Here is an 18,150-nt window from a genome sequence, read left to right on the forward strand (position 1 = left end):
CCCTGCAATCGTACAATCACCAGCACCAGTTGTGCCAGAAACATTAACTTCAAAGCAAGGGATTAATAGCTCTCTTCCTCTCCAATTCTCAATATCATGTAGGTTACAGTGCACTAGATTTTTTAAACGTGTTATATTGGATGTGGTTTTTATATAAAGTCCTTGATCGCCAAGCTTTAAAACAACAATTGGTGTTCCCATGCTTAATAGCTCGTCAGCTAACTCAGATATTAGTGAAGCATTTAAATGCTTACTTATATCCCCGCTCTTACTAGCTATTTTTTCAAACATTTCACGATTAACCATATATAGCGCTTCTTCAATACTTGGTAAAAAAATATCAACATACGGTAAAACATTGGATAATATATTTTTCCAATTAACTTTTCCCGCAGTTGAATTAGGATCTGGTTTGGACATATCTAGAGAAGTTGTTAAACCTTGTTCTTTTACATTCTTAAAAATTTGAACTAATTGTTCTCCATCTTTTTCATACATGTTTTTCATAAGAGGAGGGTAACCAAAATGAAATAGTTTTGCACCTTCAATTTGGTATTTCTTTATATCATTCACATTAAAAGTATCGTTCGTACCGGGATAGTGCATAAAAAATCGGTCTGAATTCTCAGGACTAATTACAATACTATATGAGCTATTCTCTCCTTCACTTACAATCATACCTTCTACTAACGAATTATCATGCTGTCTAAAAGCATCTAGAATGATATTTCCCCAATTATCATCCCCAACCTTCCCCATTAATCTGGTTGGAATTCCTAGTCTATGAAGCGCAATCCCTGTATTCGAAACAGCACCTCCAGTAGATAATAATGCCTGACCAATATTTACTAACCGACCTGGTTGAAACAGATTTTCAGGTCGGTTCGTTTGTAGATTGGGAATAATATCTAGACATAGATGTCCTGCTACAATTACTTCAAACTGTTTTTGCAATAGAATCACTCCTAGATATAGAAACGGTATTTCCTAAGCGATTAGATTCTAATGCAGCAGTAAAAATATCATGAGTAATTTCTGCCTCAAACGGTGTTGCACATTGTAGAGGTAAATTTGCAGTTCCATTAACAATCTCATCACAAAAAGATGCCCACATTTGCAAAATTGAATCACTAAAACCAAATTCAAAAATGTTACCCGTAATCGTTGAGTAAGCAGATTGATTTGGGACATCAACTATATGCCATGCTTGTTCACCACCAGGAGTGTAGGGTAAATACGAAAGCTTTTTAGGGTTATTAGTACTAAACTCAGCTGAAAATTCAGTACCAATTACTTTTATATACCAAGTATTTGCATGTCCTGGAGCAATGCGCTTCATAGATAATACCATTGGAAATTCTTGTTCATCAGTATTTACTTCACAAGCTAAAATTGCATTATCCCATGTTTCACATGGTTGCATAATACCGTTGCGATCTGGACGCTCCTTTATCACTTTTGATAATAGTGATCTAACATTCTTTGGCTTCCACCCAAATCTTAATGGTAAATGAAGAACATGTAGACCTAGATCACCCATACAACCGTATTCACCGTTTGTTTTTATTTGGCGTTTCCAATTAATTTGCTTGTTAGGATTCAAATCACTACTATGCCAAAAACCTGCCTCAACCTCTATGATTTTTCCAAACTTATTTTCTCGAATCCATTGGCCAAGTTTAAACGCTCCTGGGAAAAACGGAAATTCCGAAGAACATCTTACAATTACATCAGGATTATTCTCTATTTCCTTCATAATTTTAAAATTTGCTTCTCGATCGATTCCAAATGGTTTTTCACCTAATAAGTGTTTGCCAGACCGTATAATATCTATATAAATATCTGCATGCAGGTTATGTGGGACAGCACAATAAATCGCATCAATTTCTGGATCTTCAAGAAGTTCATGGTAATTAGAGGCAGATTTCATTACGCTAGGAACATGTCTTTCAAACCATTTAACTGCATCCACATTTGTATCACAAACCGCTATGATGCGCGGCTCAAAATTAACATCCTCCAGATGACACCATCTTGCTACAGCACTCGCAAACTCTTTACCCATTAATCCACAACCAATTACCCCAAACCGAATAATTCTCTTGTTCATAGGACTAATTCTCCATTTAAAATAGTCATTGCTTCCTCGACAGAAGCATTATCATGAACAATTGCCATAAAAGCTTGTGTCATAAGGTCTGGAGTAGCATGTTGAATAACATTTCTACCGTAAACAATACCCTTTGCCCCCTGCTGCATTAAGTCATAGGTGCGTTGTAAAATTTCTCGATCAGGTGCTTTTCCGCCTCCTCTTGTTAGTACCGGCTTACCTGAGGCGACCTCAATAACCTTGTGATATTCTTCGATATTGTCACATGGGTCCGCTTTAATAATATCAGCCCCTAACTCAACTGCTTGACGAACTAAAGGAACAATTTTATCAATATCACCATCTACCATATATCCTCCGTGCTTCTCATTTGGTAGCATGACAAGAGGTTCTACCATTAATGGCATTCCATATTTTTCACACTCTGGTTTAAGCTTCATTACATTCATTAAACATTGATGGTGCACTTCAGGATGGTTCGGAATCATAAATACATTTACAACTACGCATGATGCATCTAATGCGAGAGCTTGTTCCACTGGCCTTTCGATTAGTTGACTGAATAAATGTGAAGGCAACTTATTGCCATAAACATTCGCAACATCAGTCCGTAATACTAGTGAAGGTTTTTCTTTTCCAGGAATCTCCTGAAGCAGCTTTGCCTGACCAGGCCCCAATTGAATTGCATCGGGATTTGCATGAACGATTTTTTCGATTGCTTCTTTCATATTTCGAATTCCAGATAAAAATGAAACTTCGTTAAAAAAACCATGATCAATTGCTACATCAAAACATTTTCCATCAACTGCAAATAAACGGTTCATTCTTGCTTGAACAGACATCCACTATTCCTCCAATAAATTATTATCAAACTATTAATTATGCATTTTGTTTTTCATTCGTAATAAATCCATATTTCTCTTGCATTTTTTTAATAAATTCAACACTCTGTTTAATGTTTGTTTCCTCATCTGGAGCAAGTTTTCTCCAAATAAATGTTCGAATATCTGGTGAATAATCACAGAATGACTCTAGTGAAACCCACCCTTTATAATTTATTTCTGCTAATGCCTTAAAAATATCATCCCAATTAATATGGCCAGACCCTGGAATTCCACGGTCATTCTCGCATAAGTGGTAGAGTAATAGGTCATCACCAGCTAATTTAGTAGCTTCATAAAATGATTTTTCTTCTACATTCATATGGAATGTATCTAGATGAATACCTACATTTGGTTCCCCGATTAGTCTTATTAATTCAACCGCTTGTTCACAAGTGTTTATTAAACTACTTTCAAACCGAGTTACTGGTTCAATACCTATCCTAATTCCATATTGTTGGGCATATTTTGCCACTTCTCGAAGACCGTCAGCAACTTGTTCCCAAACTCCTTGGTCTGGTTTTTCCGGGAACGGGTTAGCATGTTGTGAGAAAATCACACCTGACAAACTTTTTGAACGTATTTGATATGTAACATCAATACAATCTTTCAAATATGAAATCCCGTTTTTCCATACTTCAGGATCATTACTAGTAAGATCGGTTTCTGCTGTAAGAACTGTTGAGGTACAAACGTCAATTCCAACCTCATCAAGTCGTTTTTTTATCGCAACAGGGTCAGTCTCTTTTAAATTCATAAGTGGTATTTCAATGAAATCTAATCCCAGTTCTTTAAACTTATCAATTACCCATAGCGTATCCTTATTCCAAGTAGTACTTACCACAAAAGCATGAGCACCTATTTTCATTAATGAAAACCTCCACTTAAACTTATTTTATTTAAGAATGCCGATTTCATATTTCATATTTGGGTTATTATTGAGAGCATTCTCAAAATGCTTACTCAAAGCTTATTTGAACTTTCATAATATCGGGAGCTTTTCCTTTAGCAAAGAATTCTGGGACTTCATCCAATCTAATAACCTCTGATATTAATTGTTCTGTATTAAATCGTTTTGCTGCCATCCAATTCATAGCAGCCTTAAAAGTATGGTTTACCGCCATTGATCCTACCAATTTCCAATCCATATGATAAATATCAAAAGGGCTTATTTGGATAGTCGTACCTTCTGGAGCAACACCAAATTGCAGATGTGTACCCTTCGGTGCTAAATATTGATATTCCGACTCAATGACTGAAGGAATCCCAGTGGCATCTACGACTACGTCAAATCCATTGTGTTTTTTTCTATTAGCTAATTGAGCTGGTACATCTTTTGTTAAATAAGTGTGTGTTGCACCATTCTCTCTCGCTAGATCCAATTTATTTTGCGCAACATCTACCACAGCCAGTTCTCCGGCGCCAGCATGAGTTAAAGCTTGAATTAACAGCTGTCCCATACTCCCTGCACCAAATAGCAGTACACTTTGACCAACCTTCAAATCTAATTGATTCATTCCATGTACAACACATGCAACTGGTTCGATAAACGCACCTTCTGAGAATGGCATTTCATCCGGCATCCGAAAAACCGTATTTTCCGGAACCCGCACATATTCCGCCATTGCTCCATTTTCCGTATCACCAGTAGCCTTCCATTCAATACAATGGTTCCCACGGCCACTTAGGCAGTAGTCACATTTACCACAAAACAATGAGGGGTCCACAGCCACTCTGTCACCAATATTAAACTGAGTTACACCTTCTCCTATTTCATGAACAACACCCGAAAATTCATGTCCAGGTATGAGGGGATAGTTCGGCATAAATGTTCCATTATAAATATGAATATCCGTTCCGCATATCCCGCAAGCCTTCACTTTAACTGTAATCTCGTTTTTTCCGGGTTTTGGATATGGCACTTCTTTTATCACTGCTTTTTTTGGTTCTTCCATTACTAGAGCTTTCATCATCATATATGTATGTCCTCCCTTTAGGTTTTTGAGAATCTATAGACCTAGTAAACTACTCAAATACTACATGAGCTTTTGCCTTTCTTCTTACCCCTTCTTTAAATACCCATTGTTGTGCTTCCTCTAGTGTTAATCTATCTCCCAATAGTAAGTCCGGATTAACTACCTTTGCATTTAATAGAGCGAGAGAGCGATCTAATGTATTCGGTCCAACATAGCTTGCTATGATTTGTAATTCTTTTCTAAACATCGCTTCGGGTTTTAATGGGACAGTATCCTCAGGGTTCATTACTCCATACAATAGTAATTTCCCCCCCTTAGCTAATGCATTAAATGCTGGTAAAAAAGCAGTTGGGGAACCAGAAGCCTCGATTGCTAAATCCACTTCTAAATTATTCATTGCTTCTTCTTGTGACATAACCTTTGTGGCTCCTGCTTTTAAAGCAAGTTGTCGATGGTCTTCATGATGGCTAATTCCAATAATTGTTTGTTGCCCCAGTGCTTTAAGACATTGAATCATCATTATTCCTGCTGTACCCAGCCCCCAAACTGCAGTTCTAGCTCCGACCTGTGGATTAGCGCGGTCCAATGCATGGACAACACAAGATAAAGGTTCGCCCAAAATTGCATTAAGGGGAGATAGCCCCTCAGGAAGAGGTGATACTAATTCAGCTGGCACAGATACATATGACGCCAAGCCTCCATCACGCGTAACACCTACCGCTTGAGCATTTGTACACATATTTGGTTTACCTGCACGACATTGTTCACAACTGTGGCAAGAAAGATTTGGATCAACACAAACCTCCATTCCTGTTTGTAAATGTGAAACACCTTCACCAACTTCTGTAATAGTTCCAGCAAATTCATGTCCTAAGACAATATTTTTTGTTGCTTGATAACTTCCATCAGCAATATGCCGATCTGTACCACACAGCCCAGCTGCAGCTACTTTAATAAGAACTTCTCCCTCTTTTACTTTAGGAATCTCACGTTCAACAACTCTAACATCGCTCGGACCATAGTATACAAGCGCTTTCATTTGTATCCCTCCATTTATTTATTCATTTTTCAATATGGAAAATTAAAAATCATATTACTCTCGAAGTCGACTAAATTAATTAGGTTAGATACAAAGAGGCAAATCATAAAGCTTTATGATAATTCATAAGAGGACTGAATAAATACAAGTAGATGTTTTTGTAGGTTATTAAAAGTGTAAAAATACCACTGTTAGCTTTTACATAAAAATATGTTAATTCATAACATTTATTATTATTTTATAACACAAATTATACAAATCATTTAATGAAAAGTCTATATATTTAATTAATTTTTTTGAATTTAAAAAAGAGAAGGATATTTCTGATAAATCCCTTCTTTCGCTTTGTTTACGGCACTAAGATTTCGACACCACTTTTATTACACAATTGTAAAATCTCATTATTTGGTTGTTTTCCTGTGATTATGCGATCAATTCCATCTAAGTTTACAAAGGATGCTAAAGACTCAACACCGAATTTACTGGAATCAATAACAACATTTACCTCTTTAGATTGTTGTATAGCTATTTTTTTTATTTGAATTTCAAATACATTTGAATTACTCAATCCAGCATTAACACTAAAACCAGTTCCTCCAATAAAAGCACGGTCAAATGTCATATTCCTTAAGTTCTCTTCTGCTATAGGACCTACTAAGGAAATTGTGCTCTCTAATAGTTGACCTCCTAATAGGATTGTAGAAATACTCTTTTCTTGGAGCTCTAGGGCAATTTGTGGGGAATTTGTTATAACTGTATTAACCGATTTAGGAGTAAGATGTCGTGCAATTTGGACAGTTGTTGTGCCAGAATCAATAAAAACTGCCTCTCCTTCTTTAATTAAGGATGCTGCTAACTTTCCAATTTTTATTTTTTCTTCAATCATAAGATTGGACCTATCCTTTAAGGTTAAATCCTTAATATGTGAGATGATTGCTCCACCGAAGGTTCTTCTTACAAGTCCATTATTTTCCATCTTTTCGATATCTCGTCTAATCGTCATTTCAGTCACGCCGAATATTTTGCTCAATTCATTAAATTTCACTTCACTACCACTAGATAGGATATTTAATATTTCTTTTTGTCGCTCTGGTGCCTGTAATTTTTCTCCTGGTTCAGATGATGTATGACTCTTCAACTTACATCCCCCTTTAAAGTAACTTTAAATCGTGTTATTATTTAACTTTTATTGTTATATTTTAACATTATTATATTATAATACATCGCATAAGTAAATCTAATGTTTTATTTTTATTATCTCTATTTTACTTTTAAAAAAAGTGCTACTTCACAAGGAAGCAGCACTTAATATTTTACAATCAAAAGTTTTAAGCTTATCACAGAATTAACTATATTTACTATAAATCATCCACTAATATATAAGTCGCCTTTACAGGTCCATGCACACCCACCACTAGATTCATCTCAATATCCGCTGAATTACTTGGTCCAGTAATGAAATTAATCGCAGAAGGGACTTGTTCTCCGTTTTTTGCTTTTTCGCGGATGAGCTTCGCTGCTTGGGTCATCCGTGGAACAATCGTGCTTTTTGGGACGATTACAATCGAGTGAGTTGGCAGGAAGCTGATGGTTCTTCCACGATTTGGGCCACTGTATAGTACAACTGTGCCGGATTCCGCTAATGTAATTTCGCTGATCGTAATTCCTATGTTTGCTTGTTCTGCTTTTGCAATGTTGTCTTTTCCTAGGTCAGGATTCCATTCAAAGACATTCTCGTTTTCCGAAGGTAATTTTTCTTTTAATAAGAATTCAAGGCCAAATTTTTCGAAGCGTTCATCCTTCCATGTAACGATTGGACCACTTCCAAATTCCTTTATTTTCTTCTCTAGGTCTTCCGATAGTTTGGATTTTGACGTCATGATGAGTTCCGTATGAATTTTAGTACATTGTAGCTTTAAAACCTCCACTAACTCATCCACTGTTGCATCCTTTAAAACTTCTTCCTGTGGGTTGTGCTTCCACACAGGTGGTTGTAGTGTTGTTTTTCGTTCCCGACCAAGTTGTTTTGCAATTTGGTCGAGGAATGCGTCGCGGTTTTGGATAGTTCCTTTCATTACTCCTCGCCTCCTTTTTCTCGGTTTTTAAACCAATCTCTAAATCTCTCTTTATTCGGAGCCGGAAAGTCACGAACATCGGTCCATTCTTTTAACATGCCGACGCCCTTTGTAATTTTGTCACCATGAGCAATTGGTTTTGTTAAGGTTGGCGCGAGTTTTGACCCCATCTGGTAAAGAGATGGTGAAGATGCGCCGAAACCAAATGCCTTCATTAACAGTTTTTCAGAAACAGGTGCCCGACCTTCCCGCTCCACAATCACCTCGCGATGCTTATGAATCAATTGATGCAGTGGAATTTTTACTGGACACGCATCTGTACAAGCACCACAAAGGGTCGAGGCATATGGAAGTTCCTTGTTATCATCATAGCCTCCGAGCAGTGGTGTTAACACGACACCAATTGGTCCTGGATAAATCGAACCATAGGAATGACCGCCGACATGACGATATACTGGACAAACATTAATACATGCTGCACAACGAATACATTGTAAAACCGATTGGAATTCCGTACCGAGTATATTGGATCTGCCATTATCGACTATGACAAGGTGGAAATCCTCTGGTCCATCGACATCGCCTTCTTCACGGGGACCTGTTAATGTCGTGATATAGCTGGTTAATTTTTGACCGACAGCACTCCTTGTCAGCATGCCGACGAGAACTTCCATTTCTTCAAAGGTTGGAACAAGGCGCTCCATCCCCATAACGACGACTTGTGTTTTCGGAAGAGCTGCAACAAGGTCGGCATTTCCTTCATTCGTTACGAGAGTAATCGAACCTGTTTCTGCAACCGCAAAGTTGCAGCCTGTAATTCCCATGTCAGCCTGTAAAAACTCTTGCCGCAATGATTCTCTCGCAAATAAAGCAAGTTCCTCTGGTTTTTCGGAATTCTTGTAGTCCATTTTATTCGCAAATACATCACGAATTTGTTCTTTATTTTTATGCAATGCAGGAACGACAATATGAGACGGTGGATCATGGTCATCCATTTGCAGGATGTATTCCCCTAGATCCGTTTCAATTACTCTGCAGCCTGCTTCCTCAAGCTTTGGATTAAGACTGATTTCTTCCGTTACCATTGATTTGGCTTTGACAATATTTTTTGCTTCTTTCTTTTTCGCAAGGTCACTGATGTATGTACTTGCTTCTTCTGCTGTTTGGGCAAAAAATACATGTCCGCCACGATTTGAAACTTGCTCACTTAATTGATATAAGTAATAATCAAGATTTTCCAGCACGTGCTGGCGGATTTCCTCTCCGTGGTTACGCCATTCCTCCCAATTCCCCAATTCATCTGTAACGGTTTGCTTTCTGCCTTGAATGGTTTCTTGAGCTTTTGAGACCGCCCCTCTCATGAATGTGTTTTGAACTTCCTTTTGGACACGGGTCTTAAATTTTTCATCACTCGTTTTTAATGCCACGATTTATTCCCCTCTTTAGTTTCGATAGTTTAATACTTCTGCAATATGCAAAACTTCAATTGGTTTACCTTGTCGATTAATTCTTCCGCCAATATTCATAAGACAACCGGCATCTGCTCCAATAAGATAGTCGGCTTCAGTCGTTTCAACGCATTGAACTTTTTCATCCACCATTTTCTCTGAGATTTGCCCCATTTTTACAGAAAAAGTGCCACCGAATCCACAGCAATTCTCTTTTCCTGGAAGATCTACATATTCTACACCATCAATATTTTCTAATAGTTTAATAGGTGGTTTCTTTACGCCTAATAGTCGCGTCATATGGCAGGATGTATGGTAGGTTACCTTTCCTTTAAAAGTTGAACCTACATCTGTAATGCCTAAAACATCAACAATGAACTGCGTTAGTTCATACGTTTTCTTGGCAAGATTGATTGCTTTTGGTTCCCATACAGGGTCACCTTTAAAAATATCTTTGTATTCGTGGAACATGTTTGCACAAGAGCCAGATGGACATACGATATACTCCGCATTTTCAAAGGTTTCAATCATTTTTTTCATGGCTTTTTTCGTTTCTTCTACATAGCCACTATTGTAAGCTGGCTGGCCGCAGCAGACCTGAGATAAAGGAAACTCCACTTCACAGCCGAGATGCTCTAATAGCTCAACCGTTGCTTTCCCTACATTTGTTTGAAACATGTCAACAAGACAGGTGGCAAATAAAGTGACTTTCATTTTGTTTTTTCCCCCTTTACAAAACAAGTGAACAGGTCATCTGATGACCTTATTATTAAGAACTATGTTACTACTATTTTCCTTGTTATAAAAGACTATTTTAACGTTTCTTTAAAAAAGTTCCTTAAGGTTTCTTCAACATTATTCAGATGAATGAGCATTGCGTTTCTTGCTACTTCTTCATTCCCCTCTGCAATTGCTTCATAAATAGCAAGATGTTCATTGTATAAACGCTCAGTCGTTTTTTCTTCTGAGAATAAAGTGATTCTCCTTGTTTCTTTCATTGTTTCCTGCATGAGATCAGAAACGTGTAATAATAAATTGGCCAGTAGAGGGTTTTGAGTCGCTTCTGAAATAGCAAGATGGAATTGAAGGTCTGCAGTTTCCCCTAGTTCTTCATTTCCTAATGCGACTTTCATGCCTTTTAAGGCTGACTTCATTTTTTCTAGATTTTGTTGAATATGTTTTTTCGCTGCAGTTGCAGCTGCACCTGTTTCGATAATTTTCCGGACTTCAAGTAGATGCATGACATCTTGTTGATTCATTAACATAGCCGTTGCTAGAGGGAATGTGAAATCCTCTGCTTGGAATTCCTTTACGTACGTTCCTTCGCCTTGACGCATTTCGATTAAACCCATTGCTTTTAGGGCAGTTAAGGCTTCACGAATTGCAGAACGTCCAACCTGGAAGCTTTCCGCTAACTGTTGAACAGAATCAAGCTTTGTTCCCGGCTTTAATTTTCCAGAACGAATTGCCTCTTGTAATGCATCCGTAACCTCTTCATAGATTTTTTTGGGTTTTATTTTTTTGTATTCCATGGATGGTCCTCCGTTACGTTTTGTTCACCTTGATTATACGTTGATTCTGGCCAAAATGGAAAAAAAAATAAATCAGTAAAAAAGAAAGCAAGCATCATTCGCTTTGCTTTCTTTACTGTTTTTATCGTACCGTCTTCAATGCCTTACCCCAAGCAACAACTTGGTCTAACAGCATGTTCATATTATCATCGTGAATATTTTGTGGTTTAAAATCAGTACCATTTTCAAAGTCTAGGAAGAGCGATAAGGTTGGGTGAGTACGAACATCCGCAATATTTAACTCACCACAGATTCCACGGAGATGTTCTGCTGCACGAGCACCGCCAGTTGAACCATAGCTCACGATTCCCGCTGATTTGTTGTACCAAGCTTCACGTGCTAGATCCATCGCATTTTTTAATGCTCCTGTTATACTGTGATTGTATTCTGCTACAACAAAGATAAATCCATCAAGACTTGCTAACTTCTCATTCCACTTCGCAATCCCAGGAGAATCCCCTGTACCTAGAAACGGTAGATCATAATCTTTAATATCCACGATTTCGTAATTTGCATTCCCTTTCTTGTCACCATAACCTTTTACCCATTCGCCGACCTGTGGACTTACGCGTCCTTCACGGGTACTTCCTAAAATAATCCCAATATTTAATTTTTCATCTGCCATTTTTGTTTCCTCCGTTGCTGTATTTTTGCCAAACAATTTGTCTAAAAAGCCCATACTTAACACCACCTATGTAGTTAAGAAAAGCATTACAATAATAAGTTTCCATTATCTAATAGACTTTATACACACAATTTTATGTAGGGTTCAGAATTCGTTGTAAAAATCGTTTAGTCCGCTCCTCCTTCGGATTTTTCAGTACTTCATCAGGATTGCCTTGCTCAACAATGTACCCTCCATCCATAAATATAACTTTGTCAGATACTTCGCTTGCAAATTGGATTTCGTGAGTCACGATAATCATCGTCCAATTTTCGTTGGCTAAATCCTTCATGACTTTTAAAACCTCTCCAATTAGTTCTGGGTCTAATGCAGAGGTGGGTTCATCAAATAAGAGTAATTCCGGTTTCAGTGCTAATGCCCTTGCTATCCCGACCCGCTGCTGCTGTCCACCTGAAAGTTGGTGTGGGTATAAATCCATTTTTTCCTTCAGACCTACTTTTTCTAATAGTTCTTCTGCTTCATCTCTTGCTTCGGTTTTATTTCGTCTTTGAACAATGACTGGTCCTTCCATCACATTTTGAAGGGCTGTTTTATGGGGGAAAAGATTGTAGGATTGAAAAACCATCCCCGATTTTCTACTTAACCGAAGAATATCCTTTTTACTAATTTTTTCAGAAAAATTAAGTGTAAACCCATCTTCAAACTGAAAGACCCCTCGATTCGGTTGTTCCAGTCCATTAAAACAACGGAGCATCGTTGTTTTTCCAGAACCGGATGGACCAATAATTGAGACGACTTCCCCTTTACCAACATCGATATCAATATTTTTTAAGACTTCATTTTCACCAAATGATTTCGCCAGCCCTTTGACTGATAAAAACATACCCTCACCCCTTTACTTTGCCACGTAACGGCTTAATCTCCGTTCCAGCCCTGCTTGAAAGAGTGATAATATAAAACATATCACCCAATAGATCAGGGCTGCTTCCACATATAATAGAAGGAAATCGTATGTACGCGCTGCGATTTCCTGTGCCTTACGGAATAATTCAGCGACTAAAACGAGTGAAGCAAGGGATGTATCTTTTACAAGACTGATAAAGGAATTGGATAGAGGTGGTACAGAAACCCTTGCTGCTTGTGGAAGAATAATCCGTCGTAGTGCTGTCCACCTTGTCATACCAATCGTAAAGGCGGCTTCCCATTGTCCCTTTGGAATCGATAAGATCGACGCTCGAATAATCTCAGATGCATAAGCACCAACATTTAAAATAAATGCAATCGCTGCACTTGGAAAAGGGTCAATATTCACCCCAATATTGGGTAATCCGTAAAAAATAATAAATAATTGCACAAGCAATGGTGTTCCACGAATTGCGGAAACATAGATAATTGCAGGAACCTGGATGAGTCTTGATTTTGACAATCGCATCATCGCTGTTAGCAATGCAAGGATTAGCCCACCAATAAAAGAAATTAGTGTGAGTGGAATTGTATATTGAATCGCTCCCGAAAGCATGGAAGGAAGGGAGTTCATAAATAACTCCCAACCTTCCATATTCGCATTTATCGTTAGAAGAAAACTATTTTGTAGAAACATCTTCACCAAACCATTCCTGAGAGATTTTTGCCAACGTCCCATCATCCCTCATTGCAGCCAATTGTTCATTAATCGCCTTTACCAAATCTTCGTTCCCTTTGTTAAAAGTAAAGGCCATCTCTGAAACCTCATCTGAACTTGCTGCAATTTTGATGCTTTCATCACCTTGAGATTTTACGTAATCAAGAACAGCAAGCTTATCATTTACAGTAGCTTCTGCACGTCCTTGCTTAATCAACTCAATTGACTGTGCAAGCCCTTCTACACCTACGATTTCAGCGCCATTTTCTTGAGCAATTGCACCGTAATTACTTGTCAAGGATTGGGCTGCTTTTCTTCCTTTTAAATCCGCAAATGTTTTAATATCATTATTATCCTTTGGTACAACAAGGACAGCAGAGGAATAAGTATAGGGCTCTGAAAAATCATAATTAGCAAGACGATCCTCATTTATCCCCACCTGGTTTGCAATTAAATCAAAACGCTTTGAGTTGAGCCCAGCAAACATGGAGTCCCATTGAGTTTCCATAAATTCCACCTCAAGGTCCATCCGCTTAGCGACTTCTCTTATCACTTCTACGTCGTAGCCTGTTAATTTGTCCTCTTCATTGTGAAAGGTGTACGGTGCATACGTCCCTTCAGTTCCTACTGTTAAAACACCTTTCTCCTTGATTTCATCAAATAATGTCCCAGTTTGATTCGTGTCATTATTATCTTCGTTCCCTGCATTGTTATCTTGGTCTGCGCCACCGCATCCTACAAGGATAAAAGCCATTGCGCATATAAATAAAAAAAGAAATTTCTTCATGTTTAATACCCCCAGTTTTGTGTTTATTCTTAGTAGTAGATTTTACAAGTTTAGCTATTCTATTCACCAGGTTGAAGGCATAAAAAGAGCTGTCTCATTAGACAGCCCTTGAAAACGTTTCTTATTGTTCACTATTTCTACCGTAAATATCGATTTTTTGATGTATCAATTTGCTCACTTCTTTTATCTACTAAACCCTGATTTTAAAATTTCAACTAGAATAACCTTCAAATAATTCTTTAGTTCGATAAAAACGGAGTCACTTTATTTAGTGCATCCTGAAGTTTCTCACTATTTTTTTGGTACATTTCTTTTGCAGATTGATTATTGGTTTGTAAGGCAAATAATTCTAAATCTGCCTGGCATTTTTTTATCGTAGCGAGAAGTAATGGTTTTTCCTGTGGGGATGGGACCTTGATTTTATCATCAAATAAATCGACTGTCAGTTGTCCATAAGAGTCCACTTGCCCTAAGAACACATTTTCAATACTTACGCCTATTTTATCAAGTTCCGTGTCGAGCCAATTCTGACTGTATCCAGATGACGATAATGGTTCATGCATGATTTCTCCGTCCATAATAACGGTTTGCGGTTCTTTTATTGGAGCAACAGCGAGATTTAGAACTTTTGCGGTTACTGGTTGATTTTCCTTTTTTAATAAGACATTTAAGCTTCCATCTGTTTCTAATACGGCAAACTCAACATCTGCCACCTGAAAGACATTCTTATTTCGTAGTTTTGCTAGTAATTCATCAATTGTATATTTTTCTTTTTTTAAATTATCTTCCATTACCTTTCCATCTTGAATAAAAACGGTTCCTTTTCCTTCAGCAAAGTCTCTTACTATTTTACTATTTAATGAAATGAAACCCATGATAAACGGAACAGCAAACCAGACACCCATGCCTATTAATCCATGACTGACATGTCGATCTAGTCCTGTGGAAACCTCAGCAGCAATACTACCTATTGTAATTCCATTAATATATTCGAAATAGGATAGCTGGGAAATTTGCTTCTTCCCTAACCATTTCGTAAAAAAAAACAGTGCGATAAGTAAGACTAGTGATCGTACGGCAATACTTACCCAATCTGGCATAATCGTAACTCCTTACCATTGATTTAAAAACCTTTATATTGATCTTCCTCTCGCTCTATTTCACTAACTCGCTTTTTCAGATCATTCTTTATTTCATCCATGACCATCATGGTTTCGTGAAAAGTTCGTTTTGCCTCTGTGTCTTGCGTGCGTAATGCTAAACTTGATAGACTTGATTCAATACTTTTTATACTAGAAAGACATTGTTTCACCTGAGAGCCAACTGTCACCCTTCATTCTCCTTATCCTTTTGGTTTAAAAAATATTGCGCCAATCATCCCGAAAATGATGGCGGCCGATATGCCGGCACTTGTTACTTCAAACATCCCGGTTACCACTCCAACCAGACCATGTTTTTCCGCTTCGTCCATTGCACCATGTACGAGTGAATTTCCGAAGCTGGTAATTGGAACCGTTGCCCCAGCACCAGCAAAGTCGATAAACGGTTCATATAAACCAAATGCGTCTAAAAGTGCTCCAAGTACGACAAATGTACATAAAGTATGTGCCGGAGTGAGTTTAAAAACATCAAACATAATCTGTCCAATCACACAAATAAGTCCACCTATGACGAAAGCCCAAAAGAAAATCATGACTGCTCCCCACCTTCATTTTCAATTGATACCGCATGCGCAATACAGGGAATTGACTCTTTTTGCTGAAACGTTAGAGGAGATAGTAAGGCGCCCGTCGCAACAACTAGGACCCGTTTTAATTCCCCTTTTTTCATTCGATTTAAAATATGTCCATAAACGACTGTCGCGGAACAACCTGCACCACTTGCACCTGAAAGGACTGGCTGCCCATCCCGATAAATAAGTAGACCACAATCCTGATAATTTTTTTCATTAATTGGAGTGCCATGTTTCTTAAATAAATCCAGAGATACCTCTCGACCGATATGACCAAGATCTCCCGTCACGATTAAATCGTAATATGATGGATCAACGTTTCGTTCTTTTAAATGAGCCTCGATTGTATCAACAGCAGCAGGTGCCATTGCTCCCCCCATATTAAATGGGTCAGTCAACCCCATATCTACGATTTTACCGATGGTTGCTGATGTTACTCGAGGGCCTGCCCCCGTAGAACTAACTAATGCCACCCCCGCACCTGTAACCGTCCATTGTGCAGTTGGAGGTTTTTGCCCGCCATATTCGGTTGGATAACGAAATTGCTTTTCAACCGCAGCATTATGACTCGACGCACCCGTTAAGATGTATTTTGCACCGTAATGATTGACAATAAAAGCTGATAATGCTAATCCTTCCATTGAGGTAGAGCAAGCCCCGAACAATCCAAGATACGGACTTCCAAGTGTTCTAGTCGCCAAACTTGTTGGGGTGATTTGATTGATTAGATCACCACCTAGGAAAAACTGAATCTGCTCCTTCCGCAGATTGGCTTTTTCGATCGCCTTTTGACAAGCCTCCTCTAACAGGACTTGATGTGCCTTTTCAAATGAATCTTGATTTAGCCAAATTTCCCCATGAATTAAGTCAAAATCTTGCGGAATCTTGCCTTTTGCTTCAAATGGTCCGACTACTGTTCCAGTCGAAATAATGACAGGCTTTTGATCAAATATCCATGTTCGATGACCAATCAGCATTACAGTCCCCCCCACGTGATCAGAATTGTCTTAATGGTCGCGATAATAAAGGCTGAAAAAACGCCAAATAAGATAACTGAACCTGCTAATTTAAACATATTACCACCAACACCCAGAACAAAACCCTCTGTACGATGTTCAATCGCTGCCGAGATAACTGCATTTCCGAACCCTGTCACGGGCACAGCGGAACCAGCACCTCCAAATTGTGCAATTCTGTCGTAAACCCCAAATCCCGTAAATAACATGGAAATGAAAATTAGGGTAGCAACTGTTGGATTCCCCGCTGTTTGTTCTGTAAAATCGAAAAAATAGATATAAAACGTTTGAATGGCCTGTCCGATTAAGCATATGATTCCACCTGTTAAAAACGCATTGATACAGTTTTTCAATAAAGGGCGTTTTGTTTCCCTTTGCTGTTGAAAGGCTTGATATTCTTGTTGAACTGGGGTTAATTTTTTCTTTTTTTTATTTGACATCGGCTACCCTCACTCACAATCATGCTTCCTCTTTCATCAGAGTTTTGATTTTCCCTAATTCTTTTTTAAGTTCTTTTTCCCCAGTCTTCTCTTTCTCAAGCTTTCTCTCCAAAATATCCAATTCGAGAAATATTTTTTGATCGGTTGATACTTGAATTTTGTAATCTGGAAATTTCTTTTTTAATTCCTCTTTCACATTCTTTTCAATAGACTTCAGTTGAAATCTATCTATTTGGGGAACTGTTATGGCAATAAGGAGTTCTTGATTCGTATTGACCCCTCGAACCCCGGTGACATCGTCCCTTTTGATTAATAGTTCTTCTGCTTGATTAGCCGTCGATTGATTCGTAGATTTTTTCGCGGTTATTTGGGTAATAGATGTACTTTGATTTTTGACTGAATCCATGTTCTCCTTACACCCAGTCAATAAAATAAAGACTAAGAAAACAAAAAAAATATTTCCAAAGAGGTACCTCTTCATATATATCAATCCCATCTCTATAGCATTCCAATTGGAGAAAAGGTTGGCTTATATAACCAACCTTGATGTTTGTTAGACTTATTCTTGTTGATACTGTGGCTCTTCCGCATCTAATTCTTGCAATCGTGGATTTAGACTATCCACAATCATTTGAGTTTGTTGTGCAGCAGTTTGATACATTTGTTTCGCTTGTTGATTTTGAGTTTGAAGTGAAAACTGTTCAAGACTTGCTTGTGCACTTTTCAAACCTGCGATTGTTTGTTTAACCTGACTTTTAACTGTCATTACGTTCCCTCCACATTTTTTGACATTATAAACATCCATAGAATTTGCAGAATGAGCGTTATT

22 protein-coding genes are annotated in these 18,150 nt (G+C 38.0%); all 22 read right to left on the reverse strand.

Annotated elements, in window-relative coordinates:
• On the reverse strand, positions 1-963 hold a 963-nt coding region (locus V7138_RS21020), incomplete at its 3' end, for a carbohydrate kinase family protein (RefSeq protein ID WP_335401207.1).
• The gene (locus tag V7138_RS21025; protein ID WP_335401209.1) at positions 938-2,110 is read right to left on the reverse strand and encodes a Gfo/Idh/MocA family protein; all 1,173 of its coding nucleotides are present in this window, start codon (positions 2,108-2,110) and stop codon (positions 938-940) included. The genes V7138_RS21020 and V7138_RS21025, both read right to left, overlap by 26 nt.
• A complete protein-coding gene (locus V7138_RS21030; protein WP_335401211.1) occupies positions 2,107-2,952 on the reverse strand; it encodes a class I fructose-bisphosphate aldolase in 846 nt (281 codons plus the stop codon). The genes V7138_RS21025 and V7138_RS21030 overlap by 4 nt, the downstream gene beginning before the upstream one ends.
• Before the next feature lie 37 nt (positions 2,953-2,989).
• A complete protein-coding gene (locus V7138_RS21035) occupies positions 2,990-3,859 on the reverse strand; it encodes a sugar phosphate isomerase/epimerase family protein (protein ID WP_335401213.1) in 870 nt (289 codons plus the stop codon).
• A gap of 91 nt (positions 3,860-3,950) precedes the next feature.
• Positions 3,951-4,967: a zinc-dependent alcohol dehydrogenase family protein gene (locus tag V7138_RS21040; RefSeq protein ID WP_335401215.1), complete on the reverse strand. Its 1,017-nt coding sequence runs from the start codon at positions 4,965-4,967 to the stop codon at positions 3,951-3,953.
• A 49-nt stretch (positions 4,968-5,016) separates the two neighbouring features.
• Entirely contained in the window at positions 5,017-6,006 is a 990-nt protein-coding gene (locus V7138_RS21045) for an alcohol dehydrogenase catalytic domain-containing protein (RefSeq protein WP_335401217.1), read from the reverse strand.
• A 349-nt stretch (positions 6,007-6,355) separates the two neighbouring features.
• Complete coding sequence (locus tag V7138_RS21050; RefSeq protein WP_335401219.1) at positions 6,356-7,144, reverse strand: DeoR/GlpR family DNA-binding transcription regulator; 789 nt, start codon at positions 7,142-7,144, stop codon at positions 6,356-6,358.
• Between the two features lie 220 nt (positions 7,145-7,364).
• Positions 7,365-8,081, reverse strand: a complete 717-nt coding sequence (locus V7138_RS21055) for a LutC/YkgG family protein (RefSeq protein ID WP_335401221.1) — start codon at positions 8,079-8,081, stop codon at positions 7,365-7,367.
• A complete protein-coding gene (locus V7138_RS21060; protein WP_335401223.1) occupies positions 8,081-9,508 on the reverse strand; it encodes a LutB/LldF family L-lactate oxidation iron-sulfur protein in 1,428 nt (475 codons plus the stop codon). The genes V7138_RS21055 and V7138_RS21060 overlap by 1 nt, the downstream gene beginning before the upstream one ends.
• 15 nt (positions 9,509-9,523) lie before the next feature.
• On the reverse strand, positions 9,524-10,243 hold the full coding sequence (locus tag V7138_RS21065) for a (Fe-S)-binding protein (protein ID WP_335401225.1): 720 nt from the start codon (positions 10,241-10,243) through the stop codon (positions 9,524-9,526).
• A gap of 95 nt (positions 10,244-10,338) precedes the next feature.
• Positions 10,339-11,061: a FadR/GntR family transcriptional regulator gene (locus V7138_RS21070; protein WP_335401227.1), complete on the reverse strand. Its 723-nt coding sequence runs from the start codon at positions 11,059-11,061 to the stop codon at positions 10,339-10,341.
• A gap of 121 nt (positions 11,062-11,182) precedes the next feature.
• Positions 11,183-11,779 (reverse strand): NADPH-dependent FMN reductase, encoded by a 597-nt coding sequence (locus tag V7138_RS21075; RefSeq protein ID WP_335401229.1) that lies wholly within the window; start codon positions 11,777-11,779, stop codon positions 11,183-11,185.
• Positions 11,780-11,858: 79 nt separating this feature from the next.
• Positions 11,859-12,608 (reverse strand): amino acid ABC transporter ATP-binding protein, encoded by a 750-nt coding sequence (locus V7138_RS21080; protein WP_335401231.1) that lies wholly within the window; start codon positions 12,606-12,608, stop codon positions 11,859-11,861.
• A gap of 12 nt (positions 12,609-12,620) precedes the next feature.
• Positions 12,621-13,325 carry an amino acid ABC transporter permease gene (locus V7138_RS21085; protein ID WP_438824392.1) on the reverse strand — a complete coding sequence of 235 codons (705 nt, stop codon included), beginning with the start codon at positions 13,323-13,325 and terminating at the stop codon, positions 12,621-12,623.
• A complete protein-coding gene (locus V7138_RS21090; RefSeq protein WP_335401233.1) occupies positions 13,309-14,133 on the reverse strand; it encodes an amino acid ABC transporter substrate-binding protein in 825 nt (274 codons plus the stop codon). Before V7138_RS21090 ends, V7138_RS21085 begins: the two co-directional genes overlap by 17 nt.
• A gap of 239 nt (positions 14,134-14,372) precedes the next feature.
• Positions 14,373-15,233, reverse strand: a complete 861-nt coding sequence (locus V7138_RS21095) for a DUF421 domain-containing protein (RefSeq protein ID WP_335401235.1) — start codon at positions 15,231-15,233, stop codon at positions 14,373-14,375.
• Between the two features lie 23 nt (positions 15,234-15,256).
• Positions 15,257-15,463: a DUF1657 domain-containing protein gene (locus V7138_RS21100; protein WP_335401236.1), complete on the reverse strand. Its 207-nt coding sequence runs from the start codon at positions 15,461-15,463 to the stop codon at positions 15,257-15,259.
• A 12-nt stretch (positions 15,464-15,475) separates the two neighbouring features.
• On the reverse strand, positions 15,476-15,826 hold the full coding sequence (gene spoVAE / locus V7138_RS21105; RefSeq protein WP_335401238.1) for a stage V sporulation protein AE: 351 nt from the start codon (positions 15,824-15,826) through the stop codon (positions 15,476-15,478).
• Positions 15,823-16,842, reverse strand: a complete 1,020-nt coding sequence (spoVAD, locus tag V7138_RS21110; protein WP_335401240.1) for a stage V sporulation protein AD — start codon at positions 16,840-16,842, stop codon at positions 15,823-15,825. Before spoVAD ends, spoVAE begins: the two co-directional genes overlap by 4 nt.
• A complete protein-coding gene (spoVAC, locus tag V7138_RS21115; RefSeq protein ID WP_335401243.1) occupies positions 16,842-17,321 on the reverse strand; it encodes a stage V sporulation protein AC in 480 nt (159 codons plus the stop codon). Before spoVAC ends, spoVAD begins: the two co-directional genes overlap by 1 nt.
• A 19-nt stretch (positions 17,322-17,340) precedes the next feature.
• Complete coding sequence (locus tag V7138_RS21120; RefSeq protein WP_335401245.1) at positions 17,341-17,727, reverse strand: YhcN/YlaJ family sporulation lipoprotein; 387 nt, start codon at positions 17,725-17,727, stop codon at positions 17,341-17,343.
• Between the two features lie 153 nt (positions 17,728-17,880).
• Positions 17,881-18,087, reverse strand: coding sequence for a DUF1657 domain-containing protein (locus V7138_RS21125; RefSeq protein WP_116352842.1), 207 nt, complete (start codon positions 18,085-18,087; stop codon positions 17,881-17,883).
• Between the last annotated feature and the right edge of the window lie 63 nt (positions 18,088-18,150).

Source organism: Bacillus sp. JJ1533, from assembly GCF_036965045.1.
Taxonomy (GTDB): Bacteria; Bacillota; Bacilli; order Bacillales; family Bacillaceae_L; genus Ferdinandcohnia.